The sequence below is a fragment of the Streptomyces sp. NBC_00236 genome (assembly GCF_036195045.1).
GTDB lineage: Bacteria > Actinomycetota > Actinomycetes > Streptomycetales > Streptomycetaceae > Streptomyces.
The window spans coordinates 3,217,061-3,241,697 of sequence record NZ_CP108100.1; the positions used below are offsets into that span (position 1 = coordinate 3,217,061).

General features: G+C 71.0%; 17 protein-coding genes and 3 pseudogenes. 8 read left to right on the forward strand and 12 right to left on the reverse strand.

Annotated elements, in window-relative coordinates:
* Positions 1-116: 116 nt before the first annotated feature.
* Positions 117-2,231 (reverse strand): N-6 DNA methylase, encoded by a 2,115-nt coding sequence (locus OG446_RS14350; RefSeq protein ID WP_328894402.1) that lies wholly within the window; start codon positions 2,229-2,231, stop codon positions 117-119.
* A 226-nt stretch (positions 2,232-2,457) separates the two neighbouring features.
* Between OG446_RS14350 and OG446_RS14355 the strand changes: the two genes are divergently transcribed.
* Complete coding sequence (locus OG446_RS14355; RefSeq protein ID WP_328894403.1) at positions 2,458-3,324, forward strand: DUF4190 domain-containing protein; 867 nt, start codon at positions 2,458-2,460, stop codon at positions 3,322-3,324.
* A gap of 91 nt (positions 3,325-3,415) precedes the next feature.
* On the opposite strand, the pseudogene OG446_RS14360 reads toward OG446_RS14355, so the two are convergent.
* Positions 3,416-3,838: pseudogene (locus OG446_RS14360) on the reverse strand (HNH endonuclease family protein); the annotation flags it as partial.
* 143 nt (positions 3,839-3,981) lie between these two features.
* Between OG446_RS14360 and OG446_RS14365 the strand changes: the two are divergent.
* The 3 genes from OG446_RS14365 (at position 3,982) to OG446_RS14375 (ending at position 7,876) form a co-directional block, all read left to right on the forward strand.
* Positions 3,982-5,079 (forward strand): tyrosine-type recombinase/integrase, encoded by a 1,098-nt coding sequence (locus tag OG446_RS14365; protein WP_328894404.1) that lies wholly within the window; start codon positions 3,982-3,984, stop codon positions 5,077-5,079.
* 173 nt (positions 5,080-5,252) lie between these two features.
* Positions 5,253-7,280, forward strand: a complete 2,028-nt coding sequence (locus tag OG446_RS14370; protein ID WP_328894405.1) for a tyrosine-type recombinase/integrase — start codon at positions 5,253-5,255, stop codon at positions 7,278-7,280.
* Positions 7,277-7,876: a DUF6262 family protein gene (locus OG446_RS14375; RefSeq protein ID WP_328894406.1), complete on the forward strand. Its 600-nt coding sequence runs from the start codon at positions 7,277-7,279 to the stop codon at positions 7,874-7,876. The genes OG446_RS14370 and OG446_RS14375 overlap by 4 nt, the downstream gene beginning before the upstream one ends.
* Positions 7,877-7,946: 70 nt before the next feature.
* On the opposite strand, the gene OG446_RS14380 is transcribed toward OG446_RS14375, so the two are convergent.
* From OG446_RS14380 to OG446_RS14395, 4 genes and pseudogenes are all read right to left on the reverse strand, one after another.
* Positions 7,947-9,299: a tetratricopeptide repeat protein gene (locus OG446_RS14380; protein WP_328894407.1), complete on the reverse strand. Its 1,353-nt coding sequence runs from the start codon at positions 9,297-9,299 to the stop codon at positions 7,947-7,949.
* Between the two features lie 72 nt (positions 9,300-9,371).
* Positions 9,372-10,142: an HNH endonuclease family protein gene (locus OG446_RS14385; protein ID WP_328894408.1), complete on the reverse strand. Its 771-nt coding sequence runs from the start codon at positions 10,140-10,142 to the stop codon at positions 9,372-9,374.
* 82 nt (positions 10,143-10,224) lie between these two features.
* Positions 10,225-10,590: pseudogene (locus OG446_RS14390) on the reverse strand (HNH endonuclease); the annotation flags it as partial.
* 108 nt (positions 10,591-10,698) lie between these two features.
* Positions 10,699-11,565: an SCO6745 family protein gene (locus tag OG446_RS14395; protein WP_328894409.1), complete on the reverse strand. Its 867-nt coding sequence runs from the start codon at positions 11,563-11,565 to the stop codon at positions 10,699-10,701.
* Between the two features lie 116 nt (positions 11,566-11,681).
* Between OG446_RS14395 and OG446_RS14400 the strand changes: the two genes are divergently transcribed.
* Entirely contained in the window at positions 11,682-12,260 is a 579-nt protein-coding gene (locus OG446_RS14400) for a TetR/AcrR family transcriptional regulator (RefSeq protein WP_328894410.1), read from the forward strand.
* Positions 12,261-12,377: 117 nt separating this feature from the next.
* On the opposite strand, the gene OG446_RS14405 is transcribed toward OG446_RS14400, so the two are convergent.
* The 6 genes from OG446_RS14405 to OG446_RS14430 all read right to left on the reverse strand — a co-directional run bounded on the left by OG446_RS14405 (position 12,378) and on the right by OG446_RS14430 (position 22,505).
* Complete coding sequence (locus OG446_RS14405; protein ID WP_328894411.1) at positions 12,378-13,484, reverse strand: CU044_5270 family protein; 1,107 nt, start codon at positions 13,482-13,484, stop codon at positions 12,378-12,380.
* Positions 13,481-14,056 (reverse strand): RNA polymerase sigma factor, encoded by a 576-nt coding sequence (locus tag OG446_RS14410; RefSeq protein ID WP_328894412.1) that lies wholly within the window; start codon positions 14,054-14,056, stop codon positions 13,481-13,483. Before OG446_RS14410 ends, OG446_RS14405 begins: the two co-directional genes overlap by 4 nt.
* A 324-nt stretch (positions 14,057-14,380) precedes the next feature.
* Positions 14,381-17,911, reverse strand: coding sequence for a transcription-repair coupling factor (gene mfd, locus OG446_RS14415; protein ID WP_328894413.1), 3,531 nt, complete (start codon positions 17,909-17,911; stop codon positions 14,381-14,383).
* Positions 17,912-18,172: 261 nt separating this feature from the next.
* Positions 18,173-20,752: an ABC transporter permease gene (locus tag OG446_RS14420; protein ID WP_328894414.1), complete on the reverse strand. Its 2,580-nt coding sequence runs from the start codon at positions 20,750-20,752 to the stop codon at positions 18,173-18,175.
* Positions 20,749-21,537, reverse strand: a complete 789-nt coding sequence (locus OG446_RS14425) for an ABC transporter ATP-binding protein (protein ID WP_328894415.1) — start codon at positions 21,535-21,537, stop codon at positions 20,749-20,751. Before OG446_RS14425 ends, OG446_RS14420 begins: the two co-directional genes overlap by 4 nt.
* A 344-nt stretch (positions 21,538-21,881) precedes the next feature.
* A complete protein-coding gene (locus OG446_RS14430; protein WP_328894416.1) occupies positions 21,882-22,505 on the reverse strand; it encodes a TetR/AcrR family transcriptional regulator in 624 nt (207 codons plus the stop codon).
* Between the two features lie 75 nt (positions 22,506-22,580).
* Here OG446_RS14430 and OG446_RS14435 point away from each other — a divergent pair, with 75 nt between their 5' ends.
* The 3 genes and pseudogenes from OG446_RS14435 to OG446_RS14445 form a co-directional block, all read left to right on the forward strand.
* Positions 22,581-23,273, forward strand: a complete 693-nt coding sequence (locus OG446_RS14435; protein WP_328894417.1) for an NAD(P)H-binding protein — start codon at positions 22,581-22,583, stop codon at positions 23,271-23,273.
* Positions 23,274-23,314: 41 nt separating this feature from the next.
* A complete protein-coding gene (locus OG446_RS14440) occupies positions 23,315-23,704 on the forward strand; it encodes a pyridoxamine 5'-phosphate oxidase family protein (protein WP_328898299.1) in 390 nt (129 codons plus the stop codon).
* A gap of 42 nt (positions 23,705-23,746) precedes the next feature.
* Positions 23,747-24,637: pseudogene (locus OG446_RS14445) on the forward strand (haloalkane dehalogenase); the annotation flags it as partial.

The window sequence follows — 24,637 nt, forward strand, 5'->3', positions numbered from 1 at the left end:
CTCCTGGATACCTGGTCATGGGACGTCCGCGCGCACCTGGGCGTGCGCGCAGAACCGAGCGTAAGGGGCGACACCGACAAGGGGCCCCGGGTTGTACGGAACCGTTGTGGTTCCGCTCACTCCGGCGTGACCGTACCGTCCGTCAGTCCGTCGTACATCCCCTGGACGAGCCGGCCGCCGAGTTGGCCGGCGAGGCGCAGTGCGTCCTCGAACGCGGCCAGGGTGCGGAACCGTTCGCCGTACCGCTGCTGCTCGGCCAGGGGCAGCCGGGGCAGTTGGAGGCGGCGGGCGTCGAGCCGGGTGGCGGTGGAGGCGTAGCTGCTGGCCCGGCGGTTGGTGGCGGTGCCGCGCAGGAAGCCGGCGAGGAACCAGGGGTCGAGGGCGGCCGGGTCCGGGCGCAGCAGCTGGAGGTTGCGGCCGAGCGCGGCGCCCGCGGTGGCGTCGTCGATGACGCGGGCGACGGAGCCGCCGCCGAGTACGGGGACGACGACGTCGCCGGGTTCGACGAGCACGGGGTCCTCGTGCGGCCCGTCGGCGGGGAGGTTCCCCGAGGGGGCGGTGGAGCCGAGGACGTCGTGCTCGGTGAGTACGGAGCCGGGGCCGGTGCCGGTGCCGCCGGTGCGGAGCTGGAGGGCGCCGGCGCGGGCGAGTTCGCCGATGGTGGTGAGGGGCCAGCGGGCGGGGTCGGAGATCTCCACGGGCGGTGGGGTGAGGCTGTCCGCGAGCCTCAGGCTCCTGGTCAGCCGGTCCCGTACGTCGGTCAGCTCGGCGGGTCCGTCGGCCGCGGCCGCGGACGGCAGGTGGCGGGCGGGGGCCAGGTCGACGTCGTCGTCGAGGAGTTCGATGACGGGGACGGTGCGGCTGACGCCGGGCCGGGGGCGGCTGCTCTCGGCGCCCGGGGGGCTCGGGGCGGATGCCGGGCCGGTCTCCGCCTCGCCGTTGAACGGCCGCCAGGCGTCGAGCACGGCGGTGTGCAGGGCCGGCCAGTCGAGCCGGTCGCGGCCGCTCCGGTCGGAGGCGGGTTCGGCGGGTTCGGCGGTGTCGACCAGGAGCAGTTCGGGCGAGGGGTGCGGTCCGGCGTCCGGCTTGCGCAGGACCCAGAGGTGGAGCGGGATGCCGTACGGGGGTGCGGCGCCGGCCGGGAGCGCGATGACGGCCCGCAGGGCGCCCCGGCGCAGCAGATCGGCGCGGATGCGGCGGCCCGAGCGGCGCGACGCGGCGGCGGGCGGCATCAGCAGGACCGCGGTGCCGCCTTCGCGCAGATGGGCCAGCGCGTGCTGCACCCAGGCGAGTTCGGACTCGGTGCGGGCGGGGAAGCCGTACTCCCAGCGCGGGTCGTAGGCGAGTTCGTCGTGGCCCCAGTTGCGTTCGTTGAACGGCGGGTGGCAGAGCACGGCGTCCGCGGTGAGCCCGGGAAAGGCATCGGTGCGCAGGGTGTCGCCGGTCCGCACGGCGAGCGTGCGCTCGGCGGGGCCGGCATGCAGGGCGAGACGGAGCGCGGTGAGGGCCGCGAGGTCCGGGTCGCTCTCCTGGGCGTACAGCGCGGTGGGCCGCGGAACCGCGCCGAGCAGGGTGCCGGTGCCCGCCGCCGGGTCGAGGACCGTGCGCGGGGGGCCGCCGCCGGTGTCCGCCAGCGCGGCCATCAGGTCCGCCAGGCCGGGCGGTGTGAGCGTGTACTGGCGCGGGTTGGCGTCGAGCTGACGCCCGAGCAGGAACTCGAAGGCGTCCCGGGCCCCGGACCCGGCGGCGAGCTCGGCGGCGCCCCGCAGGAGCGGTACGGACGGCAGGAGTTCGGAGCGGTCGGGGCTGTGAACCGCGCGGCCGGTCCCGGAGGCCGGTCCGAACCGGGCGGTGAGCACCTCGTTCAGCGCGAGGGAGAGCACTCCGGCCATGCGCGCGTCGGACACCGCAGTGATCTCCCGCCAGGCGGTGGGCCGCTCCTGCGCGAGGAGCAGGGCGCATCCGACGTGGAACAGGGCGGGGACGGCGCCTGCGGGATGTCCGGACAGTTGCTGCCAGACGCGCTCGCGGAGCGGGACCTCGGCGAGTTTGCCCTGGTCGCGCAGCCACTGCTCGATCTCGGGCAGGGCGAACGAGGGGCTCGTCTCGGTGCCGCCGACGGGCTTGGGGAAGTCGGTGTGCCGGCGTCGCCAGTTGCTGACGGCGGCACGTCCCACCCCTGCCAGCCGGGCGATCCCGGCGGCGGTCACCTCTGTCGCGTTCTCCGGCACTTGCCGTCTCCCTGGTGCTCGTACCGCTGCTGCCATCCGTGTTCACTGCTGTGACGGCGAGCATAGCGACCTGTTCACAGCACCCGGTTCACGACGTGCACTGCCTCAATCCGTGTGAATCATGTTGACTCGGTTCACACGAGATGATGTCATTGACCTGTCGCTGCACAAGGCGGCATGTGGAACCGCTCACCACTCATCTACGTACTTGCCGAAGGGCACAGCCATGTCCCAGTTCACCCAGCCGCCGCAGTCCCCGCAGCACGGGCAGTCCCAGCCGCCGTACATCCCCGCCCACACCCCCGGCCTGCGCCCCGCGCGCAATGGGCTCGGTGTGGCGGCACTGATCCTCGGCCTCATCGGCGCGGTCTCGGGTCTGGTCCCGTTCTTCTTCTGGCTGGCGGGCATCCTCGGCCTGATCGCGCTGATCCTGGGGCTGGTGGGCCGGGGCCGCGCCAAGAGGGGCGAGGCGACGAACAAGAGCATGGCGACGTTCGGCGCGGTCCTCGGCCTGATCGCGCTGATCCTCTCGGTGGTCGGCGCCGTGATCACGTTCAAGGCGGTCGACGACGCGGTGAGCGACCTGAACAAGGCGGTGTCGGACACGACCGCCTCCGCGAAGCCGAAGGCCGGCGGGGAGGCCAACGCCAAGAACACGGACGACACGAGCGCCAAGGAGGAAGAAAAGAAGGAGGACACCGCCGAGGCCCTGGAGGCCGGCGACTCGGCGGTCTACGACGACGACGTCACGATCACGGTCGGCGACGCCACCTCATACACCCCGGACTCGTTCGCGGCCGGGCACACCAAGGGCAACAAGGCCTACCAGGTGGCCGTCGTCATCGAGAACGCGGGCAAGGAGAAGTTCGACGCCCTGCTCGTCAGCGTCGAGGCGCGCGCCGGCAAGGACGGAGTCGACGCCGAGCAGATCTACGACAACAAGGTCGGCGAGGGCTTCAGCGGCACGGTCCTGCCGGGCAAGAAGGTCACGGTCCTCTACGCCTTCGACGCCCCCGCGGACGCCGGGAACCTGACGGTCGAGGTCAACCCCGGCTTTACGTACGAGGCCACCCAGTGGGACCTGAAGCTCTGACCCGCACCCACGCGCACACAGGACGGAACCCGCCCGCGGGCGGGTTCCGTTCACGCGCTCACCCCCGGCCGGGCCCCGGCCAGGCCGAGCCTCAGCCGCCGCACAGCTCCAGCATGACCTTCTTGTCCGCGGTGGTGACCGGGAGTTCGTACTTCAGCGAGACCTGGGCGAACCGCAGCGCGTACGAGCAGCGCACCGGCTTGTACGGCGGCAGCCAGGACGCGGGGCCGGAGTCGCGCTTGGCGTTGTTGGCCGGGCCGTCCACGGGCAGGAGGTTCAACGGGTCGTTGGCGATCTGCTGCCGCTTGGCCTCGTTCCAGCGGGCGGCGCCCATCTGCCAGTCGTACGACAGCGGCATCACGTGGTCGATCTGGACCTTGGTGGCCTGCTGCTTGCGCCACTCGATGGCCGAGCCGGTGTACGGGTCCATGAGCGTCATGGCGACGACCACACAGTCCGAGCCCGACCGGAGTGTGACCTCTTTGCCGTCCCGGGCCAGCAGGTCGTTGCGGGTTATCTCTATCTATCTCCTGACCTCGATGTACATGAGGCACAGCCGTAACCCCTTCTTGTCCCTCACGGTTATCAGCCATGCCATGAGGCACATGAGTGACATCGAAGACAGGAAACAGATCCGTGTTATGTGCAGAGAAGGCCGTGTCGCCTACCACCGGCGAGATCACCTGGCTCCTGGTCGACGAGGAGACTTACGCGGCTCACCCCGAGGCCCGCGAGTTCTCCCTGTACCTGCGCGGAGCCGGACGGTCACCGCATACACAGCGCGCGTACATCCCCAGAATCGGTCGCTTCCTCAACTGGTGCACGGAGCGGGGCACCGGCTGGAAGACCGTCCGGCTCGGGGACATGAGTCTGTTCAAGTTCCACCTCGAGCGGACACCGACCCGGTACGGGCGGCCTCCGACCGGCAAGACGGTCAACGCCACCCTTACCGCGGTGTGTGAGTTCCTCCGCTTCTGCGCCGTCCAGGGACACGTGCCTCACGAAGTCGCCGCGCGTCTCAGCGAGCCCCGGTTCCTCACCCACGCCCCGGCAGGCTTCGATCCCGGCGAGGGCGGCCGGCACCTGATGGTCAAGGCCCGTGTCCTGAAGGCGGCGGAGATCGAGCGGGCGCCGCAGACGCTCACCCGAGCCCAGACGGATCAGATCATCGACGCCGCTCGCACCGCTCGTGACCGGCTTCTGCTGACCGTCCTCCTGGAAGCAGGCCTCCGTATCGGTGAAGCCCTCGGACTGCGGCGCGAGGACATGCATCTACTCCCCGACTCCACCCATCTCGGCTGCCGGACCGGTGGCGCGCACCTGCACGTCAGGCCTCGGCGGGACAACGTCAACGGAGCACGGGCCAAGGCCGGGCGCCCTCGCATGGTTCCACTGACGCCAGAGGTGGTGCATCGGTATCGCGATCATCTCGCCGAGCGTGAACAGGTGGCCGGCTCCGCCGCCTGTGACTACGTCTTCGTCAATCTCGTCGGCCTGCACGCGGGACGGCCCCTGTCGTACTCCAACGCCAAGCAAGTGGTCGAACGGATCGGGAGACGCTGCGGTCTGACCGCCCGGCCGCACATGATGCGGCACACGGCCGCCACCCGCTGGATTCGCAACGGGGTCGCTCCCGACGTCGTGCAGACACTCCTGGGCCATGCCTCGTCGGCGAGCACAGCCGTGTACGTGCACGCCCAGGACGAGGATCTCCGCGCGGCCGTCGACAGCCTCGCATCGGAGCTGCTGCGATGACCATTGCGCCTCTCCGCTCGGCTGTCGTTGCCTCCGTCTCCGTTGAAGCGGAGTGGTCGTCATGGCTCGCGGCGCGCCTTCCGTCAGGCTGGCGGACAGATGAGTGGGACCCCGTTCAGGCACTGTTCACTGCCGATCCTGGTAACCCGACGACCAGCGTGTTCGTCTGCTCCGTGGCCTCCTGCACCACCCATGTGGTGAGCCACGGCTCCCGCTGCGACGCCTGCCGGAAAGCCCGATACCTCCTGGGCAACCCTGCGGACTTCGACACCACGCACACCCCGCATCCGTCTCGCCGCAGGCCCAACGCCTATGCGAACGGGGCGATGCCCGGCGTCTCCCAGTTCTCGCTCGCGGGTGTGAGCCCCGCGGTCCGCCAGGAGCTCTTGTACGGGCTACAGCAGCGCGACGACGCCGGAATCAGCCTGGTCCCCCAGCGGGTACGCCGCATCGTGGCCGGCCTCCCCGCCGGGCTCTGCTCACTCCTCGACCTGGACGCCTCCTTCTCCTCCGGGCTTCCAGCCGCGACCTCCGGCGTCCTGAACGGTGTTCTCCAGCATGTCCGACGCGCACGCATCGAGTTCGAGGGCACCGATCCGACCTCGGGCGACGTATGGGAGTGCGCTCTCATCGGACTGACGGCAGGGCGCGGTCGCGGGTACACCGCTGTCCACGGCGACATCGACTTCCGTCCGGTGCGGCAGCGTTGGCTGCGGGAGCTGGTCAAGGAGTACGGCCGCACGGCCCGCCCCAACGTCGTGGACCTGCGGCAGACCGTCTACGCGGCGACCATCGCGTCCTCCGCGCTGGCAGGCCGCCCCCATGGGGATGAGCCGGGACTCCTCGCCATGGCCGACATGAATGCCGTAGTGGACCTGTTCCGGATCACCAAGCGTCCCGAGGACGGTCGCGGCTACTCCACCAGCCACCGCAGAGCCCTGCTCCGCCACTGGCGCACGTTCCTGGACTACGCCCGTCAGGCCGGAATGATGGACCACGTTCCCGGCGGGTTCGCGCTCAACCCCCGCTTCCACAGCATCGCCGCCGTGGAAGTGACCGAGGACGATCTCGGTCGTGCGATCCCCGAGCACGTGATCGCCCAGCTCGACGCGCACCTCGGTCTGCTGGGCACCTCGACGGGGTACCAGAGCGGCGGCTGGACGGCTGCCGACTTCGCGCGGATGTACCAGATCGTCTACGCGGTTCTCCGGGACACCGGCCGCCGTCCGGGCGAGGTCACCAGCCTGCGCCGCGACTGCCTGGAGCGGGTCGACGGCAAACCGACGCTGATCTACGACAACCACAAACGGCGACGCCACGGTCGCCGGCTGCCGGTCTCGGAGAGCACCGCCCAACTGGTCGAGACCTGGCAGAAGGAACTCGATGCGCTACCGACCGTGCCGGCCTGTGCCCAGTGGCTTTTCCCCTCACCGGGACAACGCAACCGTCCGCGCCGCGGGCATCTGAAGGCCGCGCAGTTCTGCAACCGGATCTTCCGCGACTGGGTCGACGAGCTGATCCCGAACCTCTCGGACGACCGACTCGGCGAGGACGGCGTCCCGCTCGCCTACGACCGCACCGAGGTTGTCCCGTACGGCTTTCGACATGCATACGCCCAGCGCCATGCGGACGCGGGCACCCGCCCCGACGTACTGCGTGAGCTCATGGACCACCGTTCACTGGACGTGACCATGGGCTATTACAAGGTTTCCCTCAGCCGAAAGCAGGAGGCCGTGCGAACGGTCGCGGCACTCGCCGTCGACCGGCACGGAGCAGCCCGCGGATTCGGTGATCCCCTCGCCTACGAGGTGGAAAGCGTCGGGGTTCCCTACGGCGGCTGCACCGAACCGAGCAACGTCAAGGCCGGGGGCGGGCACTGCCGCATCCGCTTCCAGTGCGCCGGATGCGACTTCTACCGGCCCGACCCCTCCTACCTACCTGCTCTGGAGCAGCAGATCGCGGACCTGCGGGCCGACAAGGAAGCCGCCTTGGCGATGGACGCCGCCGACTGGGTCGTGCGCAATCTCGACGACCAGATCCGCGCTTACTCGAAGTCGGCCGACGAGATGCGGCGGAAGCTGGACGCGCTGCCCGCCGAGGAGCGAGTCGCCGTCGAATCCGCCTCACGTCAGCTGCGCAAGGCACGTTCGGCAGCGGCCTTCGTCCCCCTGCAGTCTCTGACGACACGGAGCCCCGAATGATGATCCCTGCTGCTTCCAGCGGCAACGACCGGATCGCCCGGATCGAGCGGCTGCGCGTCAGCCGCGCCAAGGACAGCGAAGAGAAGACAAAACGTGCACTCGACTCCGTTGATGCCCTTCTCCGCTCAGGGCGACGGATCACCGTCGCCCAAGTGGCACGGGAGGCCTCGGTGTCCACGTGGTTCGTCTACAACCAGCCCCAGGTGCACCAGGCTGTTCAGGACGGCATCTCCGCCCAGCGAACGCGAGGTCGTCAGAACTCCCCCGCTCCGGAAGCGTCCCAGGTGTCTCCGGCAGGGTTGCGGACGGATCTCGCACTGGCCCGCGAAGAGATCAAGGACCTCAAGAAGGAGCGCGATCGGCTCCGTAACCGGGTCAGGCTCTCCCTCGGCGCCGAGTTGGAGGGCGTGAACCAGCACAAGCTGATCGAGCGGGTGCAGGAGATCGAGCAGCGGAATACCGCCCTGGAGCAAGCGCTGTCCGAGGCAAGGAACCGGATCGCCGCCCTGGAGAACCAGCTGCGTGAAGCGGAGGACGACCTCACCGCCGCACGGGCCGGTCTGCGCCGTGCCATGCGGGCTGTTCCGTCTCCGTAGCTCGCGTTCCACCATCGCCTGCGGCTGCTCAGCTTGAGTGTTGTCTGCCAGGCAGCCGCGAGAGGCGGACTCAGAACGGGGGGTCGTTGAAGAGCGAGCCGGTCCAGACAGGTGAGACCGGTTCGGAATCGCGCTGCTGAAGGAGCAGGACAGCGTCGTTGACGCGCCCGAGGTCGATGAGGTGGCCGGCAAGTTCGCGGCTGTTCGCGGGGGCGTGCTGTGCGAGAACGGCAACAGCCTCCTCGGTGCGTCCGGCGTCGGCGAGCAGTTCAGCGATGTGCGGCGCCGCATACGAGGTGGCGCCCTCGGGGTGGGAGCGGGCCCGAGCGACCGCTGCGTCGACGCCGTCACGGGCGGCGATCAGCGGCAACCGTATCCAGTACAGGTCCCACTCCTCCTCGCCCCCGCGGGCGGAGGCGAGGGCGTCGAGGTGCGCCAGGCCGTCCTCGGGGCGCCCCTGTGCGAGACATAGGTTGGACCACGTATGCAGGATCCAGTCGTCCCCGTTGTGGGCCTCGGCCAGGTCTCGCATCACATCGACCGCTTCGCCCCCTCGGCCATGCCGTGCCAGGAGCTCCGCCAGTCGCTCCGTGCCGTGGCACCGGAAGTCCTGCGAGTCGTCCGGCCTGCGGTACACGGCGATCGCGCCTTCCACGTCACCGCGCTCCTCCAGTGCTTCAGCCAGACGCTGTGCGGCGTGACCGAGGTGATCGGTCACCGCGTACGCGCGCAGTTCCTCGATCCGACCGTGTCTCGCCAGCAGGTCGGCCAGCCGATCCCGGTTGTCGACCGAGGCGATGGACCGGGTGCGCAGCAGGGCGATCGCTTCGTCGACGCGGCCCTGGCGTTCACGGATCGTGGCTAGCAGCTCGATCGCGTCGTCGGGGTCGAGACCGCGGCAGCACCATGGACTGTCACAGCGGTGGCGGTCCGGTATGCGGGCGGCCAGCAGCGCGGCGACGTCATCGTCCCGGCCTGCTCCCTCGGCGATGTCGACCAGAGCGGTGGCAAGAAGCCGGTCCTCAATTCCCGCACTCAGCCGAGTAACTGCCTCGTCCGTACGGCCCTGCCGCGCCAGCAGCCGCGCGAAATACTCCAACGGGAGCCCTCCCGTGCTCGCGTACGGCAGGGTCAGCGCGATCGCTTCCTCTGCACGCCCCCAGCTCTCCAGCAGCTCCGCCTGCGTCCGGGCCGCCGGCCACCAGCCCGTGGCGACGTACGGAGCAAGCGCCTCCAACGCCTGGGCTTGCCGGCCCTGGTCACCGATCAGCCGTGCCCATGCCCGCGCGCAGAACCATTCCCCACAACGGGCCTGGGCCTCCACCTCATCGCTGTGGCCGCGCTCAAGAAGCCGGGAGACCAGCAGCGGAGGAATGCAGCCGGACAGAGTCCGGGCCTGACGGTCGAGATCGGCGGCGTCCATGACTGCGAACCTTAGCCACCACGTCCGCGAGAGACCCTGCGCCCCGGGGCCGAGGCAACCATGGGTGTCCGGTCAGCCCTGGCACTGCTTCAGCATCATCGTCTTGTCCGCCGTCGTCACCGCCAGCTCGTACTTCTCGGCGACCTGCGCGAACCGCACCGCGTACGAGCACCGGATCTTCTTGTTCGGCGGCAGCCAGGACGCCGGTCCCGAGTCCCTCTTCGCCGAGTTGGCGCGCCCTTCGACAGGAAGCAGATTGAGTACGTCGTTCGCCAGTTGCTTGCGCTTGCTCTCCGACCATCGGGCGGCGCCCATCTGCCAGCTGTAGGACAACGGGACCACGTGGTCTATCTGCACCTCGGTGGCCTTGGCCTTCTTCCAGGCGATGTCCTTGCCGGTGTACGGGTCGTACAGCTCCATCGCAACGACCACACAGTCGGAACCGGAACGGAACTTCACGTGCCGTCCGTGGAGTTTCAGCAAGTCGTTCCGCGTGTCACAACCATTCCTCGCCAGCGGCACCCCATCCGCCGTATCCATCCACGCATAGCCGAACTTGTCCCGCTCGTAACCCGTCTTCGGCCCACGCCCCTTTGTGGTGAGCCCTTGGATGAGCTCGCGTGCGTCGGCCTTGTCCTGTTCCGACGTGAGCTCGGCGAGCCCCGGCTTCGTACCGTCGGGGTTCGCCAATGGGCTCACCACGAGGCCGGGGGCGGCGTCCGGTCCAGATCCTGCGGCGGTACCACCCGACTCCAGGTCATTGCAGCCCGTGACAAGCACGGCGGCCATGGCGGCCGTGATCACGGCCTTCTTCCTGCCTGTCCGCAGGCGACTGTGACTCATGTGCCTCTCACTACGCATAGCCGACCACACCCTGCATACGCTGCGAGAACAGACTCATCACGGCGCGAAGCATAGAGATAATGCGGGTGTCGCAGCCGTTGCGCGAGAGCGGAATGCCGTCGACCGAGTCCTTCCAGGCGTACCCGAACTTGTCCCGCTCGTAGCCGGTCTTGGGGCCCCGGCCCTTGGTCGCCACCTTCTCGATGACCTTCCGGGCCGCCGCCCGGTCCGCGTCCGAGGTGAGAGGGGCGAGGCCCGGCTTCGTACCGTCCGGGTTGTCCAGCGGGCTGGCGCCGAAGCCGGTGGCGGACCGGCCGCCGCCGTTCGCGCTGCTGCTCGCCCCGCCGCCACCGGAGGACACCTGTTCGGGGTCGCAGCCGGTCAGGGCCAGCACCGTCAGCGCACCCAGGGCGGGCACGAACACTCGACAATCGCGGGGAGATATCACTCGAAGCCGTCCTGACGGGGAGAAAGCCGAACCAACCCGGGAATCCTACGGACGTCTGCCCCGCCAGGGAGTGTTCATGGCATCCGTACCCTCCGGATGCGGCCCGGATCACACCTTTCCGATGCCCAGCGTCGTCTCCGACGGCAGCAGCCCGGAGCCGAGCGCCGCCACCCACAACGGACCCAGCAGTTCGACGAGCCGCTCCCGTTCCTCGTCCCGCAACGTCCGCCACGGCGCGGCCGCCGCCTCGTCCGTGCGCCGCTCGACCTCGGCGCGCAGCGCCCTGCCCGCCTCCGTCGCCGTACCGTCGTCCGCCACCAGGCCGCGCTTCAGCAGCCGTTCGCGGGCCTGCGTCCACTCCTCGTCGCTCCAGCGCCGGCTCGCGAACACCTCCGGGCGCGCCGCGCCGACGGCGGCGAACGAGACCAGCGCCTCGGCCGGGTCGAGCTCCGCGTCGGCGAGCGCCGCGAGGTGGCCGTCGCCGCGGTGTTCGCGCAGGACGGTCGCCGCGTGCCAGAGCGCGAGGTGCGGTTCGTCCGGCCAGGGCAGCGCGGCGTTGGCGGCGGCGAGCGGGCGGCCCGCCGTGTCGGCGGCCTCCGCGACGCGTCGCAGGAGCGCGGCGGCCTCGGCCGTGTCCGGCGCGGTGGCCGCCTCCCCCAGGATCGTCCGGTACGCGCGGTCGACGGCCCGGCCCCGGGCGGCGAGCACGGCGTCGGGCGAGGCGACGGACCAGACGGCGGGGACGTACTCGTCCACCATCGCCGGGCTGAAGGTACAGAAGGTCTCCGTGACCAGGCCGGCTCCGGCTTCCCCGAGCGGCGCCGCCCGCCACGCGAAGTAGCTCGGCCAGCGCTCGTCGACCGCGTACCCGAGCGCCGCGGCCTCCTCGAAGGCCTCCGGCGCGTAGTAGAGAACAGCGTGCAGGGGCTCCAGCAGGTGCCACATCTGCCGTACGCGTCCCAGCTCGTCGGACATGTCTCCGCCTTCCGCAGCAGCTTCAATCTTGCCAGTGACTAGATATCCCTCGAAGACCAGAGTGCGCCCCGCCCTGCAAACTTGTCAATGACTAGATTCCGCGTAGGGTTCCGTCCATGAGCAGCGACCGCACCTACCACCACGGCGACCTGCGGCGGGCCGTCCTCACCGCCGCCCTCGACGTCATCCGCACCGAGGGCCCCACCGCGCTCAGCCTGCGCGATCTGGCCCGCCGGGCCGGCGTCTCCCACGCCGCGCCCGCCCACCACTTCAAGGACCGCACCGGCCTGCTCACCGCCATCGCCACCGAGGGCTACGGGCTGTTCGCCGACGCCCTGGCCGACGCACCGGATCTGCGGGAGCGGGGCGTGCGGTACGTACGGTTCGCCGCCGAACACCCGGCCCACTTCCAGGTGATGTTCCAGCCGGACCTCTACCGCGCCGACGACCCGGACCTGCTCGCGGCGAAGGAGCGGGCGTCGGTCGAGCTGCGTGCGGGCGTCACCGGCCTCCCCTCCGGCGGCGGGGACGACGCCCGGCTCACCGGCGTGGCCGCCTGGTCCCTGGCCCACGGCTTCGCCACGCTGCTGCTCAGCGGCAACCTGAGCGGCGCGGTGGGCGACCGGGATCCGGAGGAGGTGTTCCGGGGGCTCGCGCAGCTGCTGTTCGCCCCGGCGGCCCCCGCCGGCGAGTGACCGTGACGGGGGGCGCCGGGACCGCGGAATCCACCGGGACGACCAGGGCGTGTTTCGGAAGTCCCGCCTGGCACGCACGCTCGCGGCGGTCTCGGAGCTCCCGGCCGCGGCGGGAGGCTACTCCCCCGCGCCCCGGGGGCGCGTGGCCGAGGCGAGGGGCGCCGGGGGCAGGTCGACGATGAGGACCGGCGGCTCCTCCACGACGTCCGAGGGATCCGGGGCCGGGCCGCCGGGCACCTGGCCCGGATGGTCGACGACTGCGGTCGCCAGCCTGGCGAAGGAGGCGGAGAAGTCGCTCTCCCCGTGCCAGTCGGTGCGGGAGCCGCGGTAGGCGTAGGTACGCGGGTCCAGGAAGAGGTACTCGCGCGTGCGGGACACGTTGTGGAAGTCGAACCGGATCGTGAGCCCCGGCCGGCCCGCCGCGTCCCGCGCCGGCGCGTCGACCAGTTCGGCTCCGGGGATCAACGCCAGCGCGCGATAGAGCGCGGCGTTCACCCTGGGGGGGATGCTCGACGCGGCCTGCAGAATGTGGACGATCCTGGCGAACCGCGCTCCGGGGGTGACGGCCGGAGCGTCTCCCGCCCGGAAGTCGTGGCGCATGTCCGTGTTGTCGGCGGGGACGTCGCTCGCGTCCGGCCCGCCGGCGAAGAAGGGATCGGTACTGACCCGTTCGAGGAGCTTGCGGGGATCGGTGGGCAGCCGGGACAGGACCTCCCGGGTCTCCTGCGGCCGGTCCTCGATCCGCTTCCCCGGCAGCGGGGAGCCGGACGTCACGGAGACGACGGTGCGGTCGCCCGTGCGGTGGGTCTTGCCGACAGACGCGCTCTTGGCGCCGTCGTACCGCTGCCAGGAAGGCTGGTGCCCGCAATCGTTGTCGCAACTCACCGTGTCGGTGTACAGCCACTGGTGGGGGCCGGGCTCCTTGTCCGTACCCTTCGCGGCATTGGCCGCCGCCGCGTCCAGCACCTCCGCGACCGTCAGGGCGTGCACCGGCTCGGTCTGCGCCCCCTGTCCGCCCGAGGTCGCGATGATGACGACGGCCACCGCGCCCACGGCCAGGGCCGCCGGCGCGGTCCGGCGCACGCGGGGCCTGACCGGGCCCCGGCGGGCGGCCACCCGCGCGGCAGGACCGGCTGCCTCCTCGGTGGCGCGCTCGTCCCGCGCTTGTTCCAGGAGAGCCAGTTCCGCACCGAGCCGCTGCTTGAATCCGGTCGGGCTGTTCATCGGCTGGCCTCCACGAGTGGGTTGCTGAAAGCGTCGGACGGGGTGGGCCGCCCGGCGCGCAACGCGGCACGGGCTCGGTGCAGACGGACCCGGGCAGTCGCCTGGGAGATCCGGAGCACCTTCGCGGCCTCCTTCGTGGTCAGGCCGTCGACCGCGACCAGGTCGATCACCGCGCGCAGCGGCTCCGACAGCACGGCGTGCCGGGCGAACAGCTCCCTGGCCGCCCGCGCGGCGTCGATACGTTCCTCGAAGCGCTGCACGTCCTGCTCGTCCAGCAGCCGACGGCCGCTCAGCGCGGCCACCGCCTTCTGTTCACGTGCGGCATCGCGGGCGTACGAGGCCAGCGTGTTGCGGGCGATCCCGTGAAGCCACATCACGTGCGTACCGCGCCTGGAGTCGTATCCCTCGAAGGTCTCCAGCGCGGCCACGAAGACGTCGGCGGTCAGGTCGGCCGCCACGTGCACGTCGGCGGTCCGGCGGGTGACGAAGCCGAGGATGGCGTCGAAGTGCGCCTCGTACACCTCGCCGAACGGGGTTCTGCCCCGTTCGGGCTCGTGCGCGGGTGTCTGCACGCGGGACCTCCAGTGCGTCTGTGCGGTCTGTCACCCACCACTTGGCACGGGGGCCGCGAAACGTTACTTCCCGCAGGTCAGAGCTGTAGAGCTGTACGGCCCTGAGCGGCGGGGAACCCCCGGGCGGGGTCCGGCAACGGGCGCGGCACCGTGATCCGGGGCGCCGGGCCGGTCCTCGCACGCGGTGCCCGACCGGCCAACTGGCGCCCGGCCTCCCTCTCGTGCCCGGTCGCCGAGCGCGCGGTCACGTCTTCGCCCACGCGGACGCCGACGTGGCCCGGGGCCGCCGGAAGCCCGACCGCCCCGCCCGTCACCCGGCCCCCCTCACGACCCCAGGATCGTAGTCAGGAACTCCCCCGTCCATGCCAGCAGTTCACGCCCCACGAACGGCTTGCCGCCGATCTTGCCCGCGGTGGGGCGAGGCACCAGGATCTGGTGCAGGGCCGGCTTGATGATCGTCTTCGGGTAGAGGCGCTTCAGCCGCAGCTCCTGCGACTCGCGCAGCTCCACCGGCGCGAAGCGGATGTTCGGGCCCTGGAGCACGATGTCGCCGACGCCGCAGGCGCGGGCCAGCATCCGCAGTCCGGCGACCAGGAGGAGGTTCTCGACCGGTTCCGGGAGCTTGCCGTAGCGGTCGGTGAGCTCCTCGCGCACGGCCCTGATGTCGTCCTCCGAGGAGGCCGAGGCGATCGAGCGGTAGGCCTGGAGGCGCAGCCGCTCGCCGGGGGCGTAGTCGTGCGGGACGTGCGCGTCCACCGGGAGCTCGATCTTGACCTCCAGCGGCGGCTCCTCCTCCACTCCGCCTTCGAGGGAGGCGCGGTAGTCGGCGACCGCCTCGCCGACCATGCGGACGTACAGGTCGAAGCCGACGCCCGCGATGTGGCCGGACTGCTCGCCGCCCAGGAGGTTGCCCGCGCCGCGGATTTCGAGGTCCTTCATCGCCACGTACATGCCCGCGCCCATCTCGGTGTGCTGGGCGATCGTGGCGAGGCGTTCGTGGGCCGTCTCGGTGAGCGGCTTCTCCGGCGGGTAGAGGAAGTAGGCGTAGCCGCGGTCGCGGCCACGGCCGACGCGGCCGCGCAGCTGGTGGAGCTGGGAGAGGCCGAAGTTGTCGCCGCGCTCCACGATCAGGGTGTTGGCGTTGGAGATGTCGATGCCGGACTCGACGATCGTGGTGGAGACCAGGACGTCGAACTTCTTCTCCCAGAAGTCCACCACGACCTGTTCCAGGGCCTGTTCGGACATCTGGCCGTGGGCGGTGGCGATCCGTGCCTCGGGGACGATCTCGCGCAGCCGGGCGGCGGCGCGGTCGATCGACTCGACGCGGTTGTGGATGTAGAACGCCTGGCCCTCGCGGAGCAGTTCGCGGCGGATGGCCGCGCCGATCTGCTTCTCCTCGTACGGGCCGACGAAGGTGAGGACCGGGTGGCGCTCCTCGGGCGGGGTGGTGATCGTCGACATCTCGCGGATGCCGGTGACCGCCATTTCGAGCGTACGGGGGATGGGCGTCGCGGACATGGTGAGGACGTCCACGTTGGCGCGGAGCTTCTTCAGCTGCTCCTTGTGCTCGACGCCGAAGCGCTGCTCCTCGTCGACGATGACCAGGCCCAGGTCCTTGAACTTCGTCTCGGAGGAGAACAGGCGGTGGGTGCCGATGACCAGGTCGACCGAGCCCTCGCGGAGCCCCTCGATCGTCGCCTTGGACTCGGACTCCGACTGGAAGCGGCTCAGCGCCCGTACGGTGACGGGGAACTGGGAGTAGCGCTCGGTGAACGTCCCGAAGTGCTGCTGGACGAGGAGGGTCGTGGGGACGAGGACGGCGACCTGCTTGCCGTCCTGGACCGCCTTGAAGGCGGCCCGTACCGCGATCTCCGTCTTCCCGTAGCCGACGTCGCCGCAGATCAGCCGGTCCATGGGGACGGACTTCTCCATGTCCTCCTTGACCTCGGCGATGGTGGTGAGCTGGTCGGGTGTCTCCGCGTACGGGAAGGCGTCCTCCAGTTCCCGCTGCCAGGGGGTGTCCGGGCCGAAGACGTGGCCGGGCGCCGCCATCCGGGCCGAGTAGAGCTTGATCAGGTCGGCGGCGATCTCCTTGACGGCCTTCTTGGCGCGCGCCTTCGTCTTCGTCCAGTCCGCGCCGCCGAGCCGGTGCAGGGTGGGGGCCTCGCCGCCGACGTACTTGGTGACCTGCTCCAGCTGGTCGGTCGGGATGTACAGCCGGTCGCCGGGCTGGCCGCGCTTGGCGGGGGCGTACTCGACGAGGAGGTACTCGCGCGTGGCCCCCTGCACGGTGCGCTGCACCATCTCGATGTAGCGGCCCACACCGTGCTGCTCGTGGACGATGTAGTCGCCCGTCTCCAGCGTCAGGGGGTCGATGGTCTTCCTGCGGCGGGCCGGCATCCGGCCCAGGTCCTTGGTGGCGGTGCGCTGGCCGGTCAGGTCCGTCTCGGTGAGGACGGCGATCCTGAGCCCGTCGTCGACGAAGCCGTGGTCGATGGCGCCGCAGGAGACGTGGACGAGGGACGGGGAGATCTCGCCGAGGTCCGCGTCGAGGCGGGCCGGGATGCCTTCGCCGCTCAGCACCTCGACGGTGCGGGAGGCGAGGCCCTGGCCCTCGGTGACGTAGACCGTGCGCCAGCCGTCGGCCAGCCAGCCCTTGGTGTCGGCGAGTGCGCGGGCGGTGTCGCCGCGGTACGCCTCCGGGGCGTGCATCCGGAGCTTGAGGGTGTCCTCGTCGAGCTCGTCGTCCGCGGCGAACGGGGAGATGGACCACCACATCATGTTCAGCTCGCGGGCCCGGTCGCGGACGTCCGCGATACCGCGCAGCGAGGCCGCGCCGACGTCGATGGGGGCCTCGCCGCCGCCCGCCGTGGCCGCCCAGGACGCCTCCAGGAACTCCTGGCTGGTGGCGACCAGGTCAGCGGCCCGGGTACGGACCCGCTCGGGGTCGCACACGACGGCCATGGAGCCCTTGGGCAGGACGTCGATCAGCAGTTCCATGTCGTCGACGAGGACGGGAGCCAGGGACTCCATGCCCTCGACCGCGATGCCCTCGGCGATCTTGTTGAGGAGTTCGCCCAGCTCGGGGTGGGCCTCGGCGAGCACGGCGGCCCGCTCGCGGACGTCGTCGGTCAGCAGGAGCTCCCGGCAGGGCGGCGCCCACAGCCCGTGGTCGGCGATCTCCAGCGACCGCTGGTCGGCGATCTTGAAGTAGCGGATCTCCTCGACGTCATCGCCCCAGAACTCCACCCGCAGCGGGTGCTCCTCGGTCGGCGGGAAGACGTCCAGGATGCCGCCGCGCACCGCGAACTCGCCGCGCTTCTCGACCAGTTCGACCCGGGAGTACGCGGCTGCCGCGAGCGCCTCGACCGTCTTGCCGAGATCCGCGCTCTGTCCGATCCGCAGCGCCACGGGCTCCAGGTCGCCGAGCCCCTTGACCTGCGGCTGGAGCACGGAACGGATCGGTGCGACGACGACGGAGACGGGCCCGGTCTCCGGGTCGTCCTGCCTCGGGTGCGCGAGGCGCCGCAGCACGGCCAGCCGGCGGCCCACGGTGTCGGAGCGCGGGGAGAGCCGCTCGTGGGGCAGGGTCTCCCAGGACGGGTACTCCGCGACCGTGTCCGGCGGCAGCAGGGTGCGCAGCGCGGCGGCCAGGTCCTCGGCCTCGCGCCCGGTCGCGGTGACGGCGAGCACGGTCCGCTTCGAGTCCCGGGCGAGCGCCGCCACGGCGAAGGGCCGCGCGGCGGGCGGGCCCACCAGGTCGATGTGCATCCGGCGCCCGTCCCCGGCGGCCTTCACCGCTTCGTCGAGCGCCGGATCACGTACGACGACATCCAGCAGACCGTGCAGGCTCATGAAGGGCTTCCGTCCGGGTAACGAGGGTGGGGTCCGACAGCCGGCTGCTGTCGGGGGGCGACGCTGCCGTCAGGGGCAACGCGAAGGGCCCGACACGTCAGACGGGCCGGGGATGCCACCAGCGTACGACTCCGGGGGGACAGCCGCGCCCGCAACCGGGCAGCGCGCCGCGCCCCACGGGGCCTCACGCACGAAATCCGGCCCCGGGCGCTTGGAGGAGCGCCCGGGGCCGGAATCTTCAGTCTATGCGGACCGTCCGGCTCAGCCGTCCGTGGCGATGGCGTTCAGGACGTTCATCCGTCCGGCCCGGAACGCCGGGACCAGGGCCGCGAAGAGTCCGACGAAGGCCGAGGCGACGAACACCGTGATGATGGTCGGCCACGGGATCTCCAGGACGCCGAGACCCTCCAGGGCCAGCAGCTTCTGGGCGGAGGTGCCCCAGCCCATGCCCAGGCCGAGGCCGAGCAGGGCGCCGAACAGGGCGATGACGACCGACTCCAGCCGGATCATCCGGCGCAGCTGGCGGCGGGAGAGGCCGATGGCGCGCATCAGGCCGATCTCGCGGGTCCGCTCGACGACCGAGAGGGCCAGGGTGTTCACGACCCCGAGGACCGCGACGATGATCGCGAGGGCGAGCAGACCGTAGACGATGTTCAGCAGCTGGCCGATCTGGTCCTTCAGATCCTGCTTGAAGTCGGCCTGATTCTGCACCTTGTACTGGGGGTACTCGGCGAGCGAGCTCTTCAGGGCGGCGTAGGCCTCCTTCTCCTTGCCGTCCTGCGCCTTGGCGAACATGATCACGTTCTTGGGCATCTTGTCGGCGGGGACGTACCGCTCGGCGGTCGCGGTGTTCATGTACATCGCGCCCTGGTCCACGGTCGTGTCGTCCGAGGTGATCGCGGCGACCTTCAGCTTCGCCGTGTCGCCCGCCTTGAACGCGACGGTGATCGTGTCACCGACCTTGATCCCGTGCTCGGTGGCGTACTCGTCGCCGACCGACATGGCGTTCTTCCCGTACGCCGCGGACAGGTCACCGGCGACGGTCTCGCGCTGAAGGTCCTGCGGGTACGTCGGGTCGGCGGCGGTGACGTCCTCGTCGGTCGTCGAACCGTCGGGGCTGGTGAGCTTCGCGCCGATGGCCTTGTAGTTCGTGATGTGCTCGATGCCGGGCGCGGTCTCCAGCGCCTTCGCGGCCTGCGGCACGATCAGCTGGCCGGTCGACGACTGCACGATGAAGTCCGCGCCCACCGACCTGTCCAGCTCGTCGGTGGCCGAGGCGACCATGGAGGAGCCCACCACCGACAGGCAGGCCACCAGGGCCAGGCCGATCATCAGGGCCGCACCGGTCGCACCGGTCCGGCGCGGGTTGCGCAGCGCGTTGCGCTCGGCCAGCCGGCCGACCGGGCCGAACAGCCGCAGGACGACGACGCTGAGCGCCCGTACGACGACTCCGGCGAGCAGCGGGCCGATGACGATGAAGCCGATGAGGGTGAGGACCACACCGAGGCCGAGGAAGAGGGAGCCCTCGCTCGCCTTGTCCGCCTGCGTCGTCGCCCACAGGGCCGCGCCGCCGGTGCCGGTGAGGACCAGGCCGATGCCGGCGCGGATCCAGCCGGACTTGGCGTCCGCCGGTGTTCCGGCGTCGCGCAGGGCGGCCATGGGCGAGACCTTGCCGGCCCGGCGGGCCGGGATGTAGGCGGCGAGGACGGTCACGATGATGCCGAGGGCGAGACCGACCACCGGGGTCGTCCAGGCGACGGTGAGGTCATCGGTGGACAGTTCCATGCCGATGGCGCCCATGACCTTCATCAGCCCGACGGCCAGTCCGACGCCGGCGGCGACGCCGAGGATCGATCCGACGATGCCCAGGAGCACCGCTTCGAGCAGCACGGACCGGTTGACCTGCTTGCGGCTTGAGCCGATGGCCCGCATCAGGCCGATCTCGCGGGTCCGCTGGGCGACCAGCATCGAGAAGGTGTTGACGATCAGGAAGATGCCGACGAGGAAGGCGATCCCGGCGAAGCCGAGCATCGCGTACTTCATCACGTCGAGGAAGTCGCCCATGGAGTCCTTGTTGGACTCCGCGGCTTCCTTCTGGGTCTGCACCTTGTACGCGGCCGAGCCGTCGAGTGCGGCGGCGACGCTCTGCTTCAGCTGCGAGTCGCTGACGCCGGGTTCGGCGGTGATGGAGATCTGGGTGAAGACGTCGGGGCTGCCGAGGAGCTTCTGCTGGGCGGTGGCCGTGTCGAGGTAGACGATCGCCGCGCCCGGGTTGGTGACCTTGAAGGTGGCGATGCCGCTGATGCGCGCCCTGACGTCACCGGTGACCGCGATGGTGCGCAGCTCGTCACCGATCTTCAGGTCGTGCTTGTCCGCGGTGTCGGCGTCGACCATGACCTCGGTCGGGCCGCGCGGTGCGTGGCCGGAGGTGATCTCCATGGAACGCAGGTCGTTGGAGGTCCAGTTGCCGGCCAGCGTCGGGGCGCCCGTGTCGGAGCCCATGTTCTTGTTGTGGCTGTCGACGACCGTGACCGCCGAGCTGGAGATGGCGCCCTCGGCCTTCTGCACCCCGTCGGCCTTCTTGACCCGGTCGATGACCGAGGCGGGAAGCGACTGGGGCTTGCCGTTCTCCGGGGTGTCGTCGACCTTCGCCGTCTTCGGGCTGACGGTGACGTCGGCCGACGTCGCGGCGAAGAGCTTGTCGAACGTGGTGTTCATCGTGTCGGTGAAGACGAGCGTGCCGCACACGAACGCCACCGACAGCAGGACGGCGACGGCGGAGAGCGCCATGCGTCCCTTGTGCGCGAAGAAGTTGCGCATCGAGGTCTTCCAGACGGTCATGACGTCCGCCCGCGCGCGTCGAAGTCCTTCATGCGGTCCAGCACCTGGTCGGCGGTCGGGTTGAGCATCTCGTCGACGATGCGCCCGTCCGCGAGGTACAGCACACGGTCGGCGTAGGAGGCGGCGACCGGGTCGTGGGTGACCATGACGATGGTCTGGCCGAGTTCGTCCACGGACTTGCGCAGGAAGTTCAGCACTTCGGCGCCGGCCCGTGAGTCCAGGTTCCCGGTCGGCTCGTCACCGAAGATGATCTCCGGCTGGGCGGCGAGCGCCCGGGCCACCGCGACGCGCTGCTGCTGACCGCCGGAGAGCTCGGTCGGCCGGTGCTTGAGCCGCTCGGCGAGACCGACGGTCTCCACGACCTGGCGCAGCCAGGCGGCGTCGGGCTTGCGGCCCGCGATGTCCATCGGCAGCGTGATGTTCTCCAGCGCGTTGAGCGTCGGCAGGAGGTTGAACGCCTGGAAGATGAAGCCGATGCGGTCGCGGCGCAGCTGGGTGAGCTTCTTGTCCTTGAGCCCGGTGATCTCGGTCTCGGCGAGGTGGATCTGCCCGGAGGTCACGGTGTCCAGACCGGCGAGGCAGTGCATCAGCGTGGACTTGCCGGAGCCGGACGGGCCCATGATGGCCGTGAACTGGCCGCGGGCGATGTCGACGTCGACGTGGTCGAGCGCGACGACCCGGGTCTCACCGGTGCCGTACGCCTTGACGACCTGCCGCGCTCGCGCAGCCACGGCCGTACGCCCTCCAGTGCCCCCGTGCCTGGGAATGGTTACAGCCGTTGTCACGGTTTTTCTCCTATGTCGGTCGGCGACAGCTCGTCGCTGTCTGCTGTGAAGTCTGGTCGCAGGAGGGGGTCCGGCGCGCTGGTGCCCAGCGCAGTCTTCGGGTGGGGTTTTCCCCACCCCGCCCCCTGTGGTCTGCCGCAATCCCCGTGCATGACCACGCTACGGAGCGGGTGGGGCGGGGCACGTCCTCCGCCGGGAGGAACGGCCCCTGCCCACAAGTAAGGAGCTACCCCTAGGGGTCTGGACCCCCGGGTGGACACATCTCTCAGGGACTGCGCCCATGGGTCCACACCGCTGGGTGGAGCGGCAGGGCCCGCCGTACGGAAACGCCCTGCTGAGGGGCTTCAGCCTCGGCGGCCCGTGCCCGGGGTCCTCGCGGTGCGGGGCCTCGGGGCCAGCGCCGCGGCGAGGGCCGGGGTGAGGACGCTGCGCGTCTGGGCCGGGGTGAGGGCGGCGGGGGTGGCGAGCGGGTTGAGGTAGCGGGTGTAGATGAGTCCGCCGAGGATCGTCACGACGGCGGTGGCGCGGGCGGTGGCGTCCCGGCCGCCGAGGAATTCAACAAGCCGGGCCAGCAGCTCGCGTTCCAGGTATTCGCGGATCACGTCGGCGGCCTCGTCGCCCTGCGCGGTCAGCCGGCGGAAGTCGGCGTCCTCCCACAGGTCCGTGACCGCGTCGATCAGCCGGCCGGGAAGGGTCGCCGGGTCACCGCCCAGGACCTCGTCCACCGCCAGCGCGTTGGCGCACTGGAACTGCATCACGTCCGCGAACAGGCCCTTCTTCGAGCCGAAGTGGTACGCGATCAGGGCCGGATCGACCCCGGCGGCCCCGGCCACCGCGCGCAGGGTCGTCGCCCGGTAGCCGCGCTCCAGGAACAGCGCACGCGCCACCGGGACGATCGACTCGCGGGTCGGCGGGTTCCCGCGGGGCCGGCCCCGGGTGCGCGCGGGGGAAGGTGCGGCGTTATTCATCAGCGTTGAGCCTGCGTTTCGTGATCGGCACAGTCAAGGGCGTTCCGGCCACCACACGAAGGAATGACCGACACCATGCGCATCGCAGTCTTCGGCGCCACCGGACCGACCGGCCGCCATCTCACCGGACAGGCCCTCGCCGCAGGTCACGAGGTCGTCGCCGTGACCCGCCGCCCCGGCTCCCTGCGGGAACGCCCCGGCCTCACCGTGGCCCTCGCCGACGCCACCGACCCGGCGGCCGTCGACGCCGCGGTCGCCGGCACGGACGCCGTCCTCTCGGCGCTCGGCGCCCGCTTCAGCAAGCAGGCCGTCACCCTGTACTCGGCGAGCGCCGCGACCCTCACCGACGCCATGGCCCGCCACGGGGTCAAGCGGCTCCTCGCCATCAGTTCCAGCATCGCCGACCCCGGCTGGCGTCCCACCGGCGCGCACTTCTTCAACCATGTGCTCGACCCGCTGGTGAACCGGCGCCTCGGCCGCACCCTGCACGCGGACATGCGCCGCATGGAGGACGTGATCCGCGGAACCGGCCTCGACTGGACCCTCGTACGGCCCTCGGGTCTCTTCGAGCACTCCGTCGTCACGGACTACCGCACCGCGCCGGTCAGCGCCGACGGCGTCTTCACCGCCCGTGCCGACCTCGCCGCGAGCATGCTGCGCGAGCTGGAGGAGCGGCGCTACGTCCGTACGGCGATGGGCGTCATCACCACCTCGGTGAAGCCGAACATCGCCAGCATGATCTGGAACGAGGGGGTGCGGAAGAAGTGAGCCGGACGGCCCCCGAACCACCCGACGGCGCTCCCGAGACCATCGGACTCCCCGCCGCGGCACTGGAGTTCCTCACCCTGCCCGTCACCGCCACGTTCACCACGCTGCGCCCGGACCGCACCCCGCACGTCACTCCGGTCCGCTTCACCTTCGACGCGTCCACCGGTCTGGCCCGGGTGACCACCAGGGCGCGTGCCCGCAAGGCCCGCAACGTGGCGGCGGGCGGCGCGGCGGCCCGTGTCGCGCTCTGCCAGGCGGACGGCTTCCGCTGGCTCACCCTGGAGGGCCGGGCCGCGGTCGGCGACGACCCCGTGCGCCTGGCCGACGCGGTCGGCCGCTATGCCGCCCGCTACGGGACGGCCCCGCCCTCCCCGCCGGACCTGGTCGTCGTCGAGATCGCCGTCGACCGCGTGCTGAGCCTCGGCCTCTGATCCGTATGCCACACCACCACACCACCCCGAAAGCGACGTGACACCGCGATGCCCACCGTTCCCGTTCTCGGCTCCACGCTCCACTACCGCGAGTCCGGCGACCCCGACGGTCTGCCGTTCGTCTTCCTCCACGGCAACCCCACCTCCTCCCATCTGTGGCGCAACGTCACTCCCGGCGTGGCCGCGCCCGGCCGCCGGCTGCTGGCCCCCGACCTGATCGGCATGGGCGAGTCCGGGAAGCCCCGCATCGACTACTCCTTCGACGACCACGCCCGCCACCTCGACGCCTGGTTCGACGCACTCGGTCTGACGGAGGCCGTGCTGATCGGCCACGACTGGGGCGGAGCGCTCGCCTTCGACCGGGCCGCACGTCTCCCGGGCGCCGTCCGCGGGATCGCCTTCACCGAGACGATCGTCAAGCCGCTGGTCGGTGACGAGTTCCCGGCGGCGGGGCGGGAGTTGTTCACCCTGCTGCGTACGCCCGGGGTGGGCGAGGGCATGGTCCTGGACCAGCCCCGGTTCATCGACGGGCTCCCGGACACGCTCGCCACCCCGCTCGCCCCCGCCGATCTCGACGCCTACCGCCGCCCCTTCCCGACCCCGGACAGCCGTCGCCCGGTCCTGGCCTGGACGCGCATGATGCCGCTGGACGGCGAGCCCGCGGACGTCGTGGCGCGCATCGAGCGGTACGACGCCTGGCTGGCCGCCAGCCCCGAAGTCCCCAAGCTGCTCGCCGCGTTCGAGCCGGGCCCGGGCGCGATGACCGACCGGAGCGCCGTGGCCTGGTGCGAGGAGAACATCGCGGGCCTGGAGGTCTCCCGGCACGGTGTGGCCGGCCACCACTCCCCGGAGGACCGGCCCGAGGAGCTGGCCGCGGCGATCGACGCCTGGGCCCGGCGCCACGGGCTGCTGCACCCGCCGGCCGGCCGATGA